At 68.8% G+C, this 16983-nt stretch carries 16 protein-coding genes and 2 tRNA genes; 6 read left to right on the top strand and 12 right to left on the bottom strand.

The genetic code is table 11. The features are described 5' to 3' along the window. The first annotated feature begins 499 nt into the window (after positions 1-499). Positions 500-715, top strand: a complete 216-nt coding sequence (locus M1L60_RS12830) for a hypothetical protein (protein WP_253237605.1) — start codon at positions 500-502, stop codon at positions 713-715. A 569-nt stretch (positions 716-1284) separates the two neighbouring features. Here the strand turns inward: M1L60_RS12830 and M1L60_RS12825 are convergent. From M1L60_RS12825 to M1L60_RS12815, 3 genes are all read right to left on the bottom strand, one after another. After that, the gene (locus M1L60_RS12825; protein WP_253237604.1) at positions 1285-2082 is read right to left on the bottom strand and encodes a carbon-nitrogen hydrolase family protein; all 798 of its coding nucleotides are present in this window, start codon (positions 2080-2082) and stop codon (positions 1285-1287) included. A gap of 134 nt (positions 2083-2216) precedes the next feature. Further along, positions 2217-2711 carry a hypothetical protein gene (locus M1L60_RS12820; RefSeq protein WP_253237603.1) on the bottom strand — a complete coding sequence of 165 codons (495 nt, stop codon included), beginning with the start codon at positions 2709-2711 and terminating at the stop codon, positions 2217-2219. A 103-nt stretch (positions 2712-2814) separates the two neighbouring features. Continuing rightward, the gene (locus tag M1L60_RS12815; protein ID WP_253237602.1) at positions 2815-3174 is read right to left on the bottom strand and encodes a nuclear transport factor 2 family protein; all 360 of its coding nucleotides are present in this window, start codon (positions 3172-3174) and stop codon (positions 2815-2817) included. Positions 3175-3244: 70 nt separating this feature from the next. Between M1L60_RS12815 and M1L60_RS12810 the strand changes: the two genes are divergently transcribed. Next, the gene (locus M1L60_RS12810; protein WP_253237601.1) at positions 3245-3811 is read left to right on the top strand and encodes a PadR family transcriptional regulator; all 567 of its coding nucleotides are present in this window, start codon (positions 3245-3247) and stop codon (positions 3809-3811) included. 64 nt (positions 3812-3875) lie between these two features. Here the strand turns inward: M1L60_RS12810 and clpX are convergent, their stop codons facing one another. The 5 genes from clpX to M1L60_RS12785 form a co-directional block, all read right to left on the bottom strand. After that, positions 3876-5165, bottom strand: coding sequence for an ATP-dependent Clp protease ATP-binding subunit ClpX (gene clpX / locus M1L60_RS12805; RefSeq protein WP_253237600.1), 1290 nt, complete (start codon positions 5163-5165; stop codon positions 3876-3878). Between the two features lie 255 nt (positions 5166-5420). After that, positions 5421-6086 carry an ATP-dependent Clp protease proteolytic subunit gene (locus M1L60_RS12800; RefSeq protein WP_253237599.1) on the bottom strand — a complete coding sequence of 222 codons (666 nt, stop codon included), beginning with the start codon at positions 6084-6086 and terminating at the stop codon, positions 5421-5423. Between the two features lie 11 nt (positions 6087-6097). Beyond that, on the bottom strand, positions 6098-6727 hold the full coding sequence (locus M1L60_RS12795; RefSeq protein ID WP_253237598.1) for a ClpP family protease: 630 nt from the start codon (positions 6725-6727) through the stop codon (positions 6098-6100). 262 nt (positions 6728-6989) lie between these two features. Next, positions 6990-8339, bottom strand: coding sequence for a trigger factor (gene tig, locus M1L60_RS12790; protein WP_253237597.1), 1350 nt, complete (start codon positions 8337-8339; stop codon positions 6990-6992). A 37-nt stretch (positions 8340-8376) separates the two neighbouring features. Then, a tRNA-Pro gene (locus M1L60_RS12785) sits at positions 8377-8450 on the bottom strand. Positions 8451-8582: 132 nt separating this feature from the next. On the opposite strand from M1L60_RS12785, the gene M1L60_RS12780 reads away from it, so the two are divergent. Next, a tRNA-Gly gene (locus tag M1L60_RS12780) sits at positions 8583-8653 on the top strand. A 427-nt stretch (positions 8654-9080) separates the two neighbouring features. Here M1L60_RS12780 and M1L60_RS12775 read toward each other — a convergent pair. Beyond that, positions 9081-9752 carry a TetR/AcrR family transcriptional regulator gene (locus M1L60_RS12775; RefSeq protein WP_253237596.1) on the bottom strand — a complete coding sequence of 224 codons (672 nt, stop codon included), beginning with the start codon at positions 9750-9752 and terminating at the stop codon, positions 9081-9083. A 60-nt stretch (positions 9753-9812) separates the two neighbouring features. On the opposite strand from M1L60_RS12775, the gene M1L60_RS12770 reads away from it, so the two are divergent. Then, positions 9813-10736, top strand: a complete 924-nt coding sequence (locus tag M1L60_RS12770; RefSeq protein WP_256516378.1) for an oxidoreductase — start codon at positions 9813-9815, stop codon at positions 10734-10736. A 287-nt stretch (positions 10737-11023) separates the two neighbouring features. Beyond that, positions 11024-11821 carry an SDR family oxidoreductase gene (locus tag M1L60_RS12765; protein WP_256516412.1) on the top strand — a complete coding sequence of 266 codons (798 nt, stop codon included), beginning with the start codon at positions 11024-11026 and terminating at the stop codon, positions 11819-11821. On the opposite strand, the gene M1L60_RS12760 is transcribed toward M1L60_RS12765, so the two are convergent. Next, on the bottom strand, positions 11814-12401 hold the full coding sequence (locus M1L60_RS12760) for a DNA-directed RNA polymerase II (RefSeq protein ID WP_253237593.1): 588 nt from the start codon (positions 12399-12401) through the stop codon (positions 11814-11816). The genes M1L60_RS12765 and M1L60_RS12760 overlap by 8 nt on opposite strands. A gap of 106 nt (positions 12402-12507) precedes the next feature. Between M1L60_RS12760 and M1L60_RS12755 the strand changes: the two genes are divergently transcribed. Beyond that, positions 12508-13728 (top strand): GNAT family N-acetyltransferase, encoded by a 1221-nt coding sequence (locus tag M1L60_RS12755; protein WP_253237592.1) that lies wholly within the window; start codon positions 12508-12510, stop codon positions 13726-13728. 210 nt (positions 13729-13938) lie between these two features. Here the strand turns inward: M1L60_RS12755 and M1L60_RS12750 are convergent, their stop codons facing one another. Together M1L60_RS12750 and M1L60_RS12745 are read right to left on the bottom strand one after the other, a co-directional pair. Next, complete coding sequence (locus tag M1L60_RS12750) at positions 13939-15279, bottom strand: extracellular catalytic domain type 1 short-chain-length polyhydroxyalkanoate depolymerase (protein ID WP_253237611.1); 1341 nt, start codon at positions 15277-15279, stop codon at positions 13939-13941. Positions 15280-15392: 113 nt separating this feature from the next. After that, the gene (locus M1L60_RS12745; protein WP_253237591.1) at positions 15393-16760 is read right to left on the bottom strand and encodes a glycoside hydrolase family 10 protein; all 1368 of its coding nucleotides are present in this window, start codon (positions 16758-16760) and stop codon (positions 15393-15395) included. Between the last annotated feature and the right edge of the window lie 223 nt (positions 16761-16983).

Here is a 16983-nt window from a genome sequence, read left to right as displayed (position 1 = left end):
TTAATTGGCACTGGCTTATCAAGCACCCTGTTGAGTTCTCAAAGAACAACCGCTACCCGGCTAACCGCTCCGGGGCAACCGCTCAAACTTACCTGGTCGACTTCGCAAGCGCAAGATCCGAGATCTTGCTTGCATCGCCCAAGTTTGTCCCACGACTCGAACCCGCCGTCCGGCGGGTAGATCGTGAGAGTGGCCTCGCGGACCGGCCGACGATCACTTTCGCGATCTGCTTGCCCGGTTCCCACTGGCCTGACTAACTTACCCGGTTGGTTTCGCTAGCGCAAGTCGCCCTGCCCCGCTCCACCCGGCCTCGTCGGTCAAGCGTAACGCCTACCCTCCGGAGCCGCCGGTCAAGCGTCGCTTTCGCGCCGTTCGTCCGGGTTTCCCTCGGGCAGAGAGAAAGTTACTTGACCGAGTGCCGCCCATGCAAATCGGCCCCCGTGCCCAACCAGGAACCGAGACGACCCGAAACGGCTTCGCGACGTGAAAGAGTGGGCACATGGGTGCTTCGGAGACGCTGGCGGCCGACGTGCTCGTAGACATGATCATGCCGTTCGGCCAGTTCGTCATCGGCGCACTTGTGCTGGTCGCGCTGGTTGTCTCGGTCCGCCGGCTTCTCGCACGGGGCCCGTCCCGCATGGGCGGGGCCATGCTTCTCTCGGGCGTCGCGGTCATCGGTTTCGCGCTGGTCGGCTACTTGATCCAGCTTTTGTGACGCCGCTGACACCCTCGCGCAGAGCACACTGAAGCAAGCCTTTTCGGTTTCGTAGCCGGTCGCGACTGCCATCACGGGGAAGGTGGAACCCGCGCCTCCCCGAGGACAGCTGCGTCTCGAACTTGCCAAGGCGACCGGCACCGGGGCACCCAGCACCGAGCGCCTGGCCGGGGACACCCGCGACGAGGACGACCGGGAACGACTGCGCGACGGGGTCGAGCGGCTACCGGGGACCGCCCCACCGGTCACGCGTGAGGGAAGCGCGGTCCGGGTGCCGGCTTACGTCGGCCGCAGAGCCGTCTCATACCGGTGCCGTGCCGCCCGGCCGCTACCTGGCCGCTTCACGCTCGGCCTGCCACCCATGCGGCCGCTTCGGGGACGCCGTCCGGCGCTGCCCAAGCGACGCCGCAGCACCGCGGGATCGGCAAGACAATCCCTTCGGGGAGCGGCGTCCACATCCTTGGTGCGCCCAGCCTTCCCCTCAGCTTTCAGGGCGAGGACGTGTCCCGGGTACGCGGGAGCCGGCTCCACGGTGAACATGGCCGCACGCCCCGGACACCGGCCGGCGCCTAGAGGCGGCGGTTGGCCAGGCTGGGCAGTTCGGTGCGGATCTTGTCCAGCCGTTCGAAGTCGAGGTCCGCGGTCACTGTGCCGACCGTGTCGGGCGCCTGGGCCAGCACGGTTCCCCAGGGGTCGATGATCATGCTGCGCCCGAAACACGTACGCCCGGGGTCGTGATCGCCGATCTGGCCGGCCGCCACGACGTAGCACTGGTTCTCGATCGCGCGCGCCCGGAGCAGGACCTCCCAGTGGTCGCGTCCGGTGTGCATCATGAACGCCGCCGGCACGACCAAGATCCGCGCGGCCCCGTCGACGGCGAGCCGCCGGTACAGCTCGGGGAAGCGCAGGTCGTAACAGATCGAGAGGCCCGTACGCACGCCGGCGATCTCGGCCACGACTGTCTCGTCGCCCGGCGCCACGGACCTGGACTCCTGATAGGAGACGCGACCGGCGATCTCGACGTCGTACAGGTGGATCTTGCGGTAGCGGGCGACCAGGCCGCCGCTCGGGTCGAAGACCAGGGACGTGTTGTAGGTGCGCTGGGGGTCGGGGCCGCTCTCGTGGAAAGAGCCGGCGTGCACCCACAGGCCGAGCTCACGCGCCGCGGTCGCGAAGAACTCCGCGAACTCGCCGTCGGCCGGCTCGGGTTTGGGAGCCGTCTCCCCCGGGCCGAGGTAGTCGACGTACTCCGGCAGCACGGCCAATTCGGCTCCCGCGGCCGCGGCCCGTTCGAGCTGATCGCGGGCCACCTGGAGGTTGTGGTTCCGGTCGGCCCGGGAGTTCACCTGACACACCGCAACACGCATGCCTGAAGCCTACGAGCGCTCACCGCACGGTCCAACCTTCCCGGCTGACCCAGTACCGAAGAACTGCTTCGTCCCCCTACCGACGGCGCTACCCACAGGCCGGGGTCCACGGTTGACTCTCCCCCGAGCGGAGGTCAGGCGGAAGGAGGTGATGCAGCGGCCCGGCCGAGCAGAGCACGGAGAAAGCGGCGATGCTTCGGCGCCAGGCGGCCCCAGATCCGGCGTCCGAGAGGCCGGTCGAAGCGGACCACCATCGCCTGGGTCACCGAAGTCGCAGTGGTGTGCAGGACGAGGCGGGCGGTGACGCCGGTCGCGGCCCGCGCTTCCAGAACGATGTCGGAGGTGGTGTGGTGCAGGATTCGCCAACCGAGTACCTGGGCCCGGGACCACGGCGGGGCCAGCCGGATGCCCAGCAGGGTCCATACGGTGATCATCTGCGCCCGCGTCGTCAGGGGGCAGCGTTCGAGGGTCTGGCGCGCCCATTGCTCCGCCGTGCGGTCGGTCGACGTGGCAAAAGTGAACGACTCGCGGTAGTCGACGGGGTGCAGGCCGGCGAGCGCCTCGAGGCCGGGTGGCGTCTCGATCTCGCGGACGACGGTCATGACGATGGCCGAGCACAAGATCCGCACGGCACGGCATGGGCCGGGCGAGCAGGAGATCCGCACGGCACGGCATGGGCCGGGCGAGCAGGAGATCCGCACGGGCGCATTATTGGCCGGGCGACCATCGGGGTCAGGCCAGCCGAGCTTGCATGGCTTCGGCCAGGGCATGGATTCCCTTGAGCGGGCGGATCATCACCGTGAAGTCGGTGACCAGGCCGCCCGGGCCCACCCGCAGGAAGTCGCAACCCTCGAGGTGCTTGTCGCCGATGCGGGCCTCGAACACCAGGGCGTGATCGGGCGGGGAGGTGAGCTCGCGGGTGTAGCGGAAGTCCTCGAAGACCTGAATGACGGCCCTGAGGATCGGGTCGACGGCGAAACGGCCGCGATAGGGGGTGTAGACCACTGGGCTGCGGAAGACGACGTCCTCGTGGAGCAGGGCCAGGGCGGCGTCGATGTCTCGGGCTTCGATGGCGGCTCGGAACGGATGCACGACGGCCCCCGATAGGCAACTAATTGAATAGGTGCGGATTACGCTAACCTGCGGGCGAGGAGGTGTCCAGATGTCACTGCGCCACGCACTGCTGGCGGCCCTGGCCCAGGGCGAAGCATCGGGGTACGAGCTGGCCAAGCGATTCGATGTGGGAGTGGCGAACTTCTGGTCGGCCACCCCGCAGCAGCTCTACCGCGATCTGGAACGGCTCGAGCAGGACGGTCTGGTCAGCGCCCGGGTCGTGGAGCAGACCCGGCGGCCCAACAAGCGGGTGTTCGAGCTGACGGCCGAGGGTCGCGACGAGCTGCGGGCGTTCGGCGCCCGGCCGGCCAAACCGCCGGCGATGCGCGACGAGTTCCTCGTCAAGTTGCAGGCCGTCGACCCGGGCGAGCCGGGGGCGATCATCGCGGCAGCCGCGGAGAGGATCGGGCGGTCACGGGAGAAGCTCGCCGGGTACGACCAGATGCGGGAGCGGATGCTCTCGGGGCGCGACGAGGACGAGTACCTGCGCGAGAGCGAGCAGGTCGGGCCCTATCTGACCCTCATGGCGGGGCGGATGTACGAGCAGATGAACATCCGCTGGGCCACGACCGTGATCGAGACGCTCACCAACCGCCAGGCGACCGCGTCCGGTTAGGGCGCCGCACATGCAAAAGCCGCCGCGGCACCGGGGAGGGTGACGGCGGCGGCTTCTGGTGGTGTCAGGCGGACTTTTCCTCGCGCTCGCGACGGCGGCGGCCGACGAACTCGCGCGGGACGATGGTCGGGTTGACGTTTTCGAGGACGACCTCGCGCGTGATGACCACGCGGGCGGCGTCGGGGTTGCTGGGCACCTCGTACATCACGGAGAGCAGAACCTCTTCCATGATGGCGCGGAGACCGCGGGCGCCCGTGCCGCGCAGCATCGCCTGGTCGGCGATGGCCTCGAGCGCGCCGAAGTCGAACTCGAGCTCGACCCCGTCCAGCTCGAAGAGGCGCTGATACTGCTTCACGTAGGCGTTGCGAGGCTCGGTCAGGATCTTGATCAGCGCCTCGCGGTCGAGGTTGCGGACCGTGGTGATGACCGGCAGACGACCGATGAACTCGGGGATCAGACCGAACTTCAGCATGTCTTCCGGCATGACGCGGCTGAAGATGTCGTCGGTGTTCCGCTCGGAGATCGACCGCAGGTGGGCGCCGAAACCGACACCGCCGTGACCCACGCGCGACTCGATGATCCGGTCGAGACCAGCGAACGCGCCACCCACGATGAACAGCACGTTGGTGGTGTCGATCTGGATGAACTCTTGGTGGGGGTGCTTACGGCCGCCCTGCGGCGGGACGTTGGCCACCGTGCCCTCGAGGATCTTCAGCAGAGCCTGCTGAACGCCCTCGCCCGAGACGTCGCGGGTGATCGACGGGTTCTCGCTCTTACGGGCGATCTTGTCGACCTCGTCGATGTAGATGATGCCCTGCTCGGCCCGCTTGACGTCGTAGTCGGCGGCCTGGATGAGCTTGAGCAGGATGTTTTCCACATCCTCGCCCACGTAGCCGGCCTCGGTGAGCGCCGTGGCGTCCGCGATCGCGAACGGCACGTTCAGCATGCGGGCCAGGGTCTGCGCCAGGTGCGTCTTACCGCAGCCCGTGGGGCCGATGAGCATGATGTTGGACTTGGCCACCTCGACGTCGCTGCCCGCACCGGGGGCGCCGCTCGACTCGGCCTGGATCCGCTTGTAGTGGTTGTAGACGGCGACCGAGAGCGCCTTCTTGGCCTGTTCCTGACCCACCACGTACTGGTCGAGGAACTGGCAGATCTCCATCGGCTTGGGAAGCTCTTCCCACTTCACCTCGCCGGTCTCGGCCAGCTCTTCCTCGATGATCTCGTTGCAGAGGTCGATGCACTCGTCGCAGATGTAGACCCCGGGGCCCGCGATGAGCTTCTTGACCTGCTTCTGGGACTTCCCACAGAAGGAGCACTTCAGTAGGTCGCCGCCGTCGCCGATCCGTGCCACCTACGTACTCCTAAGACTCATCGGCCGGCTTTCACCGACCCCTGACTGAGGGCTGATTGCCTCGTTGCCATCTCATCGTCTGCCGAACCGCGTAACTGAGGCTGCACGCTCGACGTTACCCGCAAAGGTGCCGTTCTCCGACCCCCCAAAACGGGCGTGTCAGGGGTCGGCCAGTCTATATCGTGCCGACCGGCCCCTGAGATCCCGTCCGACCGCCCCGCCGCCGCCGAAGCGGCCGACCGGGACGGCCAGTGGTCAGCTGCCCGAGCCCACCGACTGCAGGCTCTTCTTGCGGCTCGCGAGCACGACGTCGACGATGCCGTACTCCTTGGCCTCGTCGGCCGTCATGATCTTGTCGCGGTCGACGTCCTTGCGGACCTGCTCGGGCGTGCGACCGGTGTGACGCGAGATCATCTCTTCCATCTGGGTCCGCATGCGCAGGATCTCGCGCGCCTGGATCTCGATGTCCGAGCCCTGGCCGTAACCACCCTCGGTGGCCGGCTGGTGGATCAGCACCCGGGAGTGCGGCAGGGCCATGCGCTTGCCCGCCGTGCCACCGGCCAGCAGAACAGCCGCCGCGCTGGCGGCCTGCCCGAGGCAGACCGTCGAGATGTCGGGGCGCACGTACTGCATGGTGTCGTAGATCGCCGTCATGGCGGTGAAGGACCCGCCGGGCGAGTTGATGTACATCAGGATGTCGCGGTCGGGGTCGGAGCTCTCCAGCGTCAGCAACTGGGCCATCACGTCGTTGGCCGACGCGTCGTCCACCTGGACGCCGAGGAAGATGATCCGGTCCTCGAACATCTTGTTGTAGGGGTTCGTCTCCTTCATCATCCCGTTCGAGGAACGCTCGACGAAGGAGGGCAGCACGTAGCGGTTGTGCACCGGCGCGAACCCAGAGGGCAAGGTCAGGTCAGTCATAGTTCAGCTCCTCAGTTCAGCGTGCCGGCGCCATCGGTGACCTGAGTGGCCCCGGTGATCACCTTGTCGATGAAGCCGTAGTCAACAGCCTCCTGAGCCGTGAACCAGCGGTCACGGTCGGAGTCCTGCTCGATCTGCTCCTGGGTCTGGCCGGTGTGGAAAGCGACCCGCTCCTGGAACATTCGCTTGGTGTAGAGCATCTGCTCGGCCTGGATGGCGATGTCGGCGGCCGTGCCGCCCATGCCACCCGAAGGCTGGTGCATCATGATCCGCGCGTGCGGCAGCGAGAAACGCTTGCCCGGGGCGCCGGCGCAGAGCAGCAGCTGCCCCATCGACGCGGCCATGCCCATGGCCACAGTCTGCACGTCGTTGTCGATGAACTGCATCGTGTCGTAGATCGCCATACCCGAGTAGACGGAGCCACCGGGCGAGTTGATCCAGAGGTGGATGTCGCGCTCAGGGTCCTCGGCGGAGAGCAGCAGCAGCTGCGCGCAGATGCGGTTGGCCACCGAATCGGAAACCTCGCTGCCGAGGAAGATGATGCGCTCGCGCAGCAGGCGGTTGAAGACCGAGTCGTCGAGGTTGCCACTGAGGGAATCGCCGCGGAGCACAGGGCTCGCGGGGAGATGAAGATCGGTCATGGCAGCCCTTCGAAGCTGACTGTGCCGGCCAGTGGCGGCCGGCAAGTTGTCCGTCGTACGACCAACCTAACCGGTCCTTTGCGCATCAGCTTCCCGCTCGGGCAGGTGTTCGCTGACAGCGCAGGGAGGCCCACAAACACAGCGACGCGATCGCCCCGCTGATGAGGAGACAGTCGATTTTTCGTCGCCGCCGGGTTTGCGGTGATGGAAAATCGACTGTCTCCTCATCAGCCAAGAGGGGCGATCGCGTTCGCCAATGAACTCAGTGGTTGTGGCCGGCGTGCTCGTCCTCGCTGGCGGCGCGGAGGTCGTCGAGGGTCAGGACGGTGCCTTCGCTGTCCTTCATCTCGACCTGCTCCATGACCGAGGCCAGGGCCTTGCCGCGACGCACGTCGCCGAACACGGCGGCTGCCGCGCCCGACTGCACGAGCTGGTCGTAGTACTGCTGAGGCTGCATCTGAGCGCGCTGCGCCCGGTGCACGATCTCGTGGCCGAACTCGTCGTCCGACACCTGGACGTCCTCGGCGTCGGCGATCGTGTCGAGCAGCAGCTGAATGCGGACGCCCTCCTGAGCGGCCTCGGTCAGCTCCTCGTCGATCTGCTCCTCGGTCTTGTCCTCCGAGGTCAGGTAGTCCTGCAGGGTCGCGCCGATCCGCTCCAGCTGGTCGGTCATGGCCTGCTTGCGACCCTCGACCTCGTCCTTGACGACGCCTTCGGGAGCCGGGATGTCGGCCGTCTCGACCAGCTGCTTGAGCGCCTCGTCGCGAGCCGCGTAGATCTGCTCGACCTTCTTGACCTTGGTCAGCCGCTCGCGCAGGTCGCCCTTCAGCTCGTCCAGCGTGTCGAACTCGCTGGCCATCTGGGCGAAGTCGTCGTCGATCTCGGGCAGCTGCTTGTCCTTGACGCTGCGGACCGTCACCTCGACGTCGGCGTCGCGGCCGGCGAAGTCGCCGCCCACGAGCTGCGTGGTGAACTGCGCGTCGGCCCCCGCGACCAGGCCGACCAGAACCTCGTCGAGGCCCGGGAGCAGCTGCTTGCTGCCCACCTCGTGCGAGATGTTGGTGGCCGAACCGCCCGGCACCTCGACGCCGTCGACAGTCGCCTTCAGGTCGAGCTGCACGTAGTCACCCTCGGCGGCCGGGCGCTCCACCGTCTTCAAGGTGGCGAACCGCTCGCGCAGGCCGTTGATCTGCTCATCGATCTCGTTGTCGCCGATCTCGACCGCCGGGACCGTGACCGAGATGGTCTTGAGGTCGGGCACGGTGATCTCGGGACGGACGTCGACCTCGGCCGTGAACTTCAGCGGCTCGTTGTCGCCGAACTCGGTGATCTCGACCTCGGGGCGGCCCAGCGTCTTGACGTCGTGCTCACGCACGGCGGCCAGGATCTGCTGCGGGATCGCCTCTTGGACGGCCTCGTTGAGGACCGCGCCACGCCCGACACGCTGGTCGATGACCGCTGAAGGGATCTTGCCGCGACGGAAGCCCGGCACCTGCACCTGCGCGCCGATCTCCCGGTACGCCTTCTGCAGGCTCGGCTTGAGCTCGTCGAACGGCACCTCGATGGCGAGCTTCACCCGAGTCGGGCTCAGAGTCTCGACGGTGCTCTTCACAGGCGTACTCCTTGTTGCTGCGGATAGTTGATGTCAGTCGGGGTGGCGGGATTTGAACCCACGGCCCCTCGCTCCCAAAGCGAGTGCGCTACCAAGCTGCGCCACACCCCGTGGCGACGGCCAGTGTATGCGGTCCGCTTCCGCGCGCGTGCGCTGGAGTCACCTGCTGGGGAATCCGGTTCGCGCGGACGGGAGTTGATTCAGTAAGCTGTCCCGAGCAACCCCGTTCCAGACGGGGGCGTTGCGGGCGTAGCTCAATGGTAGAGCCTCAGTCTTCCAAACTGATTACGCGAGTTCGATTCTCGTCGCCCGCTCGTCGGTGGGAGGCCCCTGTCCGCAGAAAGCGCGGAGCTGGCCTCCTCGCATTCTCACCTGGGGGCCGAGCCCCCAGACCCCACGTTCCGGCCGGTAACTGGCCGTAGAGAGTGGGGGCGCTTCGACTCCTGTCGCCTTCGGCGTCCAGCTCGGCGGGGTGTTTGGTGTGGCGTACGGCCTTCAGCACGGTCCCGCGGTGGTCGCGGTGGGTGATATCGGGTTGATCTCTGCGTGGGAATTAAGGGTTTGCTAATAGACGGACGTCTAAGTGCGGGACTAAATTCTGCGCGGGTGTCTGGGGTTGTGACTCCAGGAGTTCTCGGTTGGGGCACCCATGCCGGCCGAGACGCGCGGCGCTGGGTGGCGGCCCGGCGCCGCGCCCCACACCCGCGACGGCCTCGCTCCGGTTGAGCCGTTGCCGTGGGTTCAGGCGGGGTGGGGGGCGGCGCCGCGCAGGAATTGGGTTACTGCTGTGGTGGTCAGGGTTTCCAGCAGGGTGGGGTCCACCCAGGCGCCGTTGATCAAGGTGGCTATGCCTTGCATGGTGGCGAAGAGGACCAAGGCCGAGGGTTCCAGGTTGCCTGCGGGTAGGTGGGCTGTGGATTGTCCCTGGAGCATCAGGTCTTGTAGCTGGGTGAAGGCGGGGACTGCGGCTGCGGCCACCTCGGTGGCGCCGGGGCGGTGCTTGGTGGTGAACATCAGGTCGAGCAGAGCTGCGTCTTGGGTGGCGAAGGTTACGTAGGCGGCGACGGTGGCTTTCAGGCGCGCTGGGAAGTCGTCGGGGGGTGCGGTGGCCAGGGCGGCGTTCAGCTGGATGGTCAGGCGGTGGAAGCCGGTGATGGCCAGGGCGTCGAGCAGGGACTGGCGGTCGGGGAAGTGGCGGCGGGGGGCCGCGTGACTTACGCCGAGCTCTCGGGCGAGCTCGCGTAGTGAAAGTTCTGAGGCGCCTTGCGTACGCAGGGTGCGTTCTGCTGCTTCGAGCAGGGCTGTGCGTAGTTGGCCGTGGTGGTAGGGGCGGCCGGGCGTGTCGGCCGGCGGCGATATGGGTGCGGGTGGCGTCGTCGGCGTCGGCGTCGTTGAAAGTTCGGGGTCGGGCACGGGGTGATCCTAGCTAAGTTGTCGTTGACGACTTTGTTGTCGGTGGCTACATTGTTGGCTATGACTACATTCTCGGTGGCTACAGTTCCGGACATGAGCGGGCGGACGGTTGTCATCACCGGCGCCAACAGCGGCATCGGCAAGGTCGCGGCGCGCGTGCTGGCCCAGCGCGGGGCCCGCGTCGTGCTGGCCGTGCGGGACGTCGCCAAGGGGCAGGCGGCGGCCGGGTCGATGCGTGGGGACCTCGAGGTGCGCGAGCTCGACCTGGCCGACCTGAGGTCGGTGCGGGCGTTCACCGCGGAGTTCACGGAGCCGATCGACCTGCTGATCAACAACGCGGGGGTGATGTGGCCGCCGCTGACCCGGACCGTGGACGGGTTCGAGCTGCAGTTCGGCACCAACCACCTCGGGCACTTCGCGCTGACCAACCTGCTGCTGCCGCAGATCCGCGGGCGCGTGGTCACCGTGTCGTCGGGCGGGCACCGGGCCGGCACCATCGCTTTCGACGACCTGCAGTGGGAGAAGCGGCCCTACAAGCCGATGGCCGCCTACGGGCAGTCGAAGCTGGCCAACCTGCTGTTCACCGCCGAGCTGCAGCGGCGGCTCACCGAGGCCGGCTCGCCGGTCATCGCCACCGCGGCCCACCCGGGGCTGGCGTCGACGAACCTGTTCCGGTCGACGGGGCGGTTCGCGCGCCTCGAGCGCTGGGTCCTGAGCCTGTTCGCGCAGAGCGAGGACGACGGGGCCCTGCCGACCCTCTTCGCAGCCGTGGCCGCCGTCCCGGGCGACAGCTACGCCGGGCCGAGCGGGTTCCTGGAGGGGCGGGGTGCGCCCAAGCTGGTCGGGCGGTCGAAGGAGGCCCGCGACCCCGGGGTGGCGCGACGGTTGTGGACGGTCTCGGAGGAACTCACCGGGGTCACGTTTCCCCGGATTGCGCGGATGGCGCACGAAAGCGAGGCGGCGGACCGGACGGGTCGGCGCTAGCCTCGCACGATGACCGTGCTCTGGACCGCGCTCATCGTCATCGGGGTGGTCATGGTCGTGGCGGCGGTGTGGCCCAGTGTCCGCGAGGGCCGGCGACGCCACGACAAAGACCGGGACGGCGCCTGACCCGAGCGTCGGCCGGGCCGCCGGAATACCCGGCCGGTTCGCGGGCATACCCGTGCGGGACGACACCCGTACACAGGAGGCACCCCGTGAATCCGAGCGACAAATACCCCGGTCCCCCGCTCGACGGCGGCGATCAGCAACCGCCCGGCTCGACCGAGGCGATGCCGGACCGCCCGGACCACGGCGAGGAGAGCTACCAGGGTTCGGGCCGGCTGAACGGCCGCAAGGCGGTCATCACGGGCGGGGACTCCGGCATCGGGCGGGCGGTCGCCATCGCGTACGCGCGGGAAGGCGCCGACGTGCTGATCTCGTACCTGCCCGAGGAAGAGAACGACGCGCGCGACACTGCCGGGTACATCGAGAAGGCCGGCCGCAAGGCCGTGCTCGTGCCCGGGGACATCCGCGACGAGGCGCACTGCCGCGCGATCGTCGACCGCGCCCGCGCCGACCTCGGCGGCCTGGACATCCTGGTCAACAACGCGGCGTACCAGATGGCCCAGCCGGGCGGGATCACCGAGATCACCGACGAGCAGTTCGACCGGGTGATCAAGACCAACCTGTACGCCATGTTCTGGCTCTGCCGGGCGGCCGTGCCCCACCTGGAACCGGGCGCCACGATCATCAACACGGCCTCGGTGCAGGCGTACCAGTCGTCGGCCCACCTGATCGACTACGCCACGACCAAGGGCGGCATCGTGGCCTTCACCAAGGCGCTGGCCGAGGACCTGGCCGACAAGGGGGTCCGGGTCAACGCGGTCGCGCCCGGCCCGATCTGGACGCCGCTGATCCCGGCCACCATGCACGACGAGAAGGTCAAGAAGTTCGGCGCCGACGTGCCGCTCGGGCGGGCCGGCCAACCGGCCGAGCTGGCCGCGGCGTACGTCTATTTCGCGAGCCCCGAGTCGAGTTACACGACCGGCGAGGTGCTGGGCGTCACGGGCGGCAAGCCGGTCAGCTGAACAGGCCGAGGACCCAGTTGACGGCGTCCATGACCCACTCCGTCTGCTGGAGCCAGGCCAGGCCGACGCCGGCCAGGAACAGGGCCGTGACCAGGTGGGAACCGCGGGCGGTGCGCCGGACCCGGCCCATCTGACGTTCGAGCACCAGGTGGCCGACGACGCGGGCCAGGCAGAAGACGCCGACCGCGACGGCCAGCGTCACGACCAGCACGACCGTCGGCGTGCCGAACGGGCCCTCGCCCGAGAGGGCCCAGATGCCCCAGCAGACGAAAGCGAACAGCACCGCGGCGCTGGTCCACTCGCCGCCCTGGCGCAGCTCGCTCCACTTCCAGCTGATGCTGTGGTGGGCGTGCGGCGCCGGGGCGCCGGGCCAGCCCACGCCGGTCGGCTCGTGCTCGGCCTGGGGCCGCGCGTTGACCTGAGCCCGGCCCTGGTTGAACGGGGCCGACGGCGCGGCCTCGGGCGCCGGGAAGTGGGCCGTCGGCGGTGGGCCGTTCGTCGGCGTGGTGGGCGCGTCGGCCCACGGGTCTTGCGGCGGCATGTCGAGCGTCCGCTCCGACCACTGCGGTTGCTCAGGCATTGGTTGTTCCCCCTCCGGTCGGGCGGTGCGTGCCACCCGCCCTCATCGAGAGTAGCGACCCGGCAAATCATTCGCTCCCACGGCCGCCGTCCGTTACACAAGTCCCATGTTCGAATCCGTGAGCCTGCGCGCTGCCACCGAAGACGACCGGCGCGGGATCGCCGACCTGTTGCTGTTCCTCTTCCACGAGCATGGCACCGACGATCAACTCGATCTGGAAATGAAGATCATCGAGCCCGGCCGGTCGGTGGTGGCGATCGACGAGGGCACGATCGTCGGCAACGCGGCCGTCCAGTCGCGCGACCTGACCGTGCCCGGGGCGGTGATCCCGGCCGCGCACGTGACCGGCGTCGGCGTCGCGCCCACCCACCGCCGCCGCGGCCTGCTGACCGCGATGATGCGCCGCCAGCTCGCCGACATCGCCGCGGCCGGCCGCGAGCCGGTGGCGGCGCTGTGGGCGAGCGAGACCGCGATCTACCCGCGGTACGGCTACGGCCCGGCGGCCGACCGGCTGCGGTTCGACATCCGCAGCCGCGAGGTCAAGGTGACCGGTCCCGCGGCGCCGCCCGGCAAGTTCCGGCTGATCGACCCCGAAGCGGCCCGGGCCGAGCTGGTGGCGATCCACGACGAACTGCGGATCCACCGGGTGGGCTGGTCGAGCCGGCCCGACTACTGGTGGGACTACCTGCTGGCCGACATCGAGCCGTTCCGCGACGGTGCGACCCCGCAACGCGGCGTGGTCTACGAGACCGCCGACGGCCCGGCCGGCTATGCGCTGTGGCGGATCAAGGAGGGCTGGGACTCGTACGGACCGGCCGCCCAGGTGCTCGTCAACGAGCTGGTCGCCGGGCACCCGGGCGTCTACGCCGAGCTGTGGAAGTTCCTGCTGGCCACCGATCTGACCCGCACCGTGAAGTACGACTTCGCGGGACTCGACGAACCGCTGCAGTACATGGTCGACGAGCCCCGCAAGCTCGCCCCGCGCTACGCCGACGCGCTCTGGATCCGGCTGGTCGATCTGCCGGCCGCGCTCGAGGCCCGCCGTTACGCGACCCCGGTCGACGTGGTGTTCGAGGTGACCGACCCGGTGCTCGAGGCCAACGCCGGGCGGTGGCGGCTCATCGGCGACAAGGACAAGGCTTCCTGCGTACGTACGGACGACGCCCCCGATTTCGCCTGCACGGTCACCGAGCTGGGCGCGGCCTACCTGGGCGGCACGACGCTGGCCGCGCTGGCCACGGCGGGCCGGATCGAGCAATTCACCGCCAACCTGCCGTCGACCGCGTTCCAGTGGTACCGGCTGCCGGGCGCTCTCGAGGTGTTCTGACCGTGCTCGCGGTAGCGTCGGCGGCATGGCTGAGCCCGAACGCCGCCGCCGGCGCCTGCGTCCCCCGTCCGGCTCGGCGGTGCCGGCCCCGCCGCCGGCCCTGGACGAGGTCGTGACCGAGCCGATCCCCGACCCCGAGCCGGTGGCGCGGCCGCCGCACGGCGGCCGCGGCGGTCGCCCGCCGACCCGCCCGGGGGCCGCCCCCGCGGCTCAGGCGGCGGAACAGGCCGCGCCGTTGAGCGTGAAGCCGCTCGGCGCGCCGCTGTTCCCGGTGTGGTTGGCCTGGAAGCCGATCGAGACCGACGAGCCGGGCGCGATCGAGCCGTTGTAGCTGACGTTGCGCGCGGTCACCGCCCCTGACGGGGGCGAGTAGGTCGCGTTCCAGCCCGAGGTGATCGTCTGCCCGGACGGCAGGGTGAAGCCGAGGCTCCAGCCGCTGATCGCCGCGCTACCCGTGTTGGCCACCGTCACCTGCGCCGTCAATCCGGTGTTCCACGCGTTGACCGTCGTCGTCACGCGACACGCTCCCCCACCCGGCGGAGGCGTCGTGGGCGGAGGCGTGGTCGGTGGCGGCGTCGTGGGCGGAGGCGTGGTCGGCGGCGGCGTGGTGGGCGGAGGCGTGGTCGGCGGGGTGCCCGCGTCCAGTCCGAAGAACGCGATGGCCAGGCGGGCCATCCCGCTCAGCGGCAGCGAGTGACCGACCCCGGCCACACTGATGCCCTCGACCGGCGCTGTCACGGCCGAAGACCCATAGCGCGTACGGGTCCAGTTGCTCTGCGGCGAGTCCGTGAGCACGGGCGTGGCGCTGACGCCGAGCACGTTCGTCCACTGCTTGATCTGCTCGCCGAAGTTCGGATACTGCAGCGTGGCGTCCGTCGTGCCGTGGACGACCTGCATGCGCGGGCGCCGGCCGCTGTAACCGGGGTAGGCCGCGCGCACCAGATCGCCCCAGGCCTGCGCGGTCCGGCTCACCTGACCGTTGGCGCAGGCGCTGTTCCACATCGAGCCGTCGGTCGTGGCGAAACAGCCGAACGGGACGCCCATGAACGCGGACCCGGCCGCGAACACATCCGGATAGTCACCGAGCAGGACGTTGGTCATCATCGCGCCCGAGGACGCCCCGGTGACGAACGTGCGGTTCACGTCGGTGCTGTAGCGCTGCTGCACGTACCGGACCATGGACACGATGCCGGCCGGGTCGCTCGTGCTGTCGTGCTTGAGCGCGCCCGGCGTGGACACGTCGTAACACTGGCCGGACCGGGTGGCCGACGGGTAGATCACGATGAACCCGTGTTGATCGGCCAGCGAGGCGAACTCCGTACCGGAAAAGAAAGCCGGACCCGTGCCGGTGCAGTAATGCACGGCGACGAGCAACGCGGGGTTGGCCGCGAGGCGATCCGGGACGTACAGATGCATGCGCAGGTTGGTGGGGTTGTTGCCGAAGCCGGTGACCTCTTGCAGGCTCGCGGCCGAGGCCGGCGACGCCGGAGCGACAAGGGTCAGGGCAGCGGCCGCCACGGCTGCGGCCGCGAACCGCCAGATCCTTCTCATGGCACGGCGCGGGGCGTGCTTCATCGCGTCCCGTTTCGCCGCGCTCGGCAGCTCGGCACTCACCGCGTCGCGGTGCGACGGGGCATCCGACTCGGGTTCCACCGCATCGCCTTTCATCGGGCGGCGCAGGTCGCGGTGGCGGGGCCGGTGCCGGTGCCCTGGAAGCCGAATTCGGTGCTGGCGCCGGCGTTGACCCCGCCGTTGTATGCGACGTTGGTGAAGCTGACGGCGCCGCTCGAGCCGCTGGCCGAGGCGTTCCACGAATTGGTGACCGACGAGCCGGACGAGAGGGTGAGGCCGGCGGTCCAGCCGTTGATCCGGGCGCTGCCCGCGGTGACCTTCACGGTGGCGACGAAGCCGCCGTTCCACTGGTTCAACGCGACGGTCGCGGTACAGCCCGAGCCGGTCGGCGGAGTGGTCGGCGGGGTGGTCGGCGGGGTGGTCGGCGGGGTGGTCGGCGGGGTGGTCGGCGGTGGCGTCGTTCCGCCGTTCAGAGCATCCAGGGCCGCGGTATACGCGGCTTTCTTGTTGCCGTTGTTGTCGAACAGGAGCGGGGTGCCGCTCGCGCGCCAGGAATCGGAGTCACGGATGCCCCACACGGTGATGCCGTTGCAACGGGTCACGGCCAGACAAGCGCGCACGGCCGTGGCGTACGCATTGGCCTGTGCAGTTCCGGAACCCTCGATGTCGAGCTCGGTGATCTGCACGTCGAGACCCAGATCGGCGAAGCGCTGCAGGTTGGCCTGATAGTCCGAGGGAAGTGGAGAATTCGCGTTGAAGTGCGACTGGAAACCGACACAGTCGATCGGGACGCCGCGCGTCTTGAAGTCTTGCACCATGGCGAAAACGGCGTTGCTCTTGGCGTTCTGACCGTCGGTGTTGTAGTCGTTGTAGCAGAGCTTGGCGGCGGGATCGGCGGCCCGGGCGGCCCGGAACGCGGCCTCGATCCAGTCGTTGCCGGTGCGCTGCAGATTCGAATCCCGGCGGGCGCCGGAACTGCCGTCGGCAAAGGCCTCGTTGACGACGTCCCATGAGTCGATCTTGCCCTTGTAGTGGGTGGCGACCTGGGTGACGTGATTGAGCATGGCGTTGCGCAGGGCGGTGCCGCTCATGTTCTGGGCCCAGCCGGGCTGCTGCGAGTGCCAGGCCAGGGCGTGGCCGCGAACCTTGGCGCCGATGGACGCGGCCCGGGCGACGATCTGGTCGGCGGAACCGTAGGAGAACTGGCCCTGGGTGGGCTCGGTGGCGTCCCACTTCATCTCGTTCTCGGGGGTGACGCTGTTGAACTCGCGGTTGAGGATCCCGGAGTAGGTCGAGTCGGAGAGCTTGTAGGCGGCCACCGCAGTGCCGAAATAGCGGCCCTTTTCGGCGGCTGAGGCACCGAGGGTGGTGGCGGCCTCGGCGGTCGGGGCCAAGACGAGCGCGCCGGCCGCGGCCAGGACGGTGGCCGAGGCGGCCAGGAGGAGACGGCGTGGGTCCATGGAGGTGCCTTTCCGAGCTGTGGAGCGTCGGTGGGAGCGCTCCCGGGGATGCGACAGAAAGTGACCCGGATCGATCGAAACATTAACGCCGGGTTCCGGTATCCACAACGGCCAATCTTCTTTCCAGTTCTCGGGTATTGGTCGTGGTAGTTGGCCTGGGCTGGCTCTATGCCGTCTATGCGCTGCCGGAAGTTTCGGGATTTCCCTTCGCGGGGGGCGTCGT

The sequence above is a fragment of the Paractinoplanes aksuensis genome (genome assembly GCF_024137025.1).
In the GTDB taxonomy this organism is placed as follows: Bacteria; Actinomycetota; Actinomycetes; order Mycobacteriales; family Micromonosporaceae; genus Actinoplanes; species Actinoplanes aksuensis.
Note: the sequence above shows the minus strand (reverse complement) of the source record. Positions and strands in the feature narration are given on the sequence as shown.

Coding starts and splice junctions, on each gene's coding strand:
- M1L60_RS12765 (WP_256516412.1), top strand. CDS start 11,024: ATGCCGGACCGCCCGGACCACGGCGAGGAGAGCTACCAGGGTTCGGGC.
- M1L60_RS12825 (WP_253237604.1), bottom strand. CDS start 2,082: ATGCGTGTTGCGGTGTGTCAGGTGAACTCCCGGGCCGACCGGAACCAC.
- M1L60_RS12810 (WP_253237601.1), top strand. CDS start 3,245: ATGTCACTGCGCCACGCACTGCTGGCGGCCCTGGCCCAGGGCGAAGCA.
- M1L60_RS12750 (WP_253237611.1), bottom strand. CDS start 15,279: ATGAGAAGGATCTGGCGGTTCGCGGCCGCAGCCGTGGCGGCCGCTGCC.
- M1L60_RS12830 (WP_253237605.1), top strand. CDS start 500: ATGGGTGCTTCGGAGACGCTGGCGGCCGACGTGCTCGTAGACATGATC.
- M1L60_RS12760 (WP_253237593.1), bottom strand. CDS start 12,401: ATGCCTGAGCAACCGCAGTGGTCGGAGCGGACGCTCGACATGCCGCCG.
- M1L60_RS12745 (WP_253237591.1), bottom strand. CDS start 16,760: ATGGACCCACGCCGTCTCCTCCTGGCCGCCTCGGCCACCGTCCTGGCC.
- M1L60_RS12755 (WP_253237592.1), top strand. CDS start 12,508: ATGTTCGAATCCGTGAGCCTGCGCGCTGCCACCGAAGACGACCGGCGC.
- M1L60_RS12770 (WP_256516378.1), top strand. CDS start 9,813: ATGACTACATTCTCGGTGGCTACAGTTCCGGACATGAGCGGGCGGACG.
- M1L60_RS12795 (WP_253237598.1), bottom strand. CDS start 6,727: ATGACCGATCTTCATCTCCCCGCGAGCCCTGTGCTCCGCGGCGATTCC.
- M1L60_RS12800 (WP_253237599.1), bottom strand. CDS start 6,086: ATGACTGACCTGACCTTGCCCTCTGGGTTCGCGCCGGTGCACAACCGC.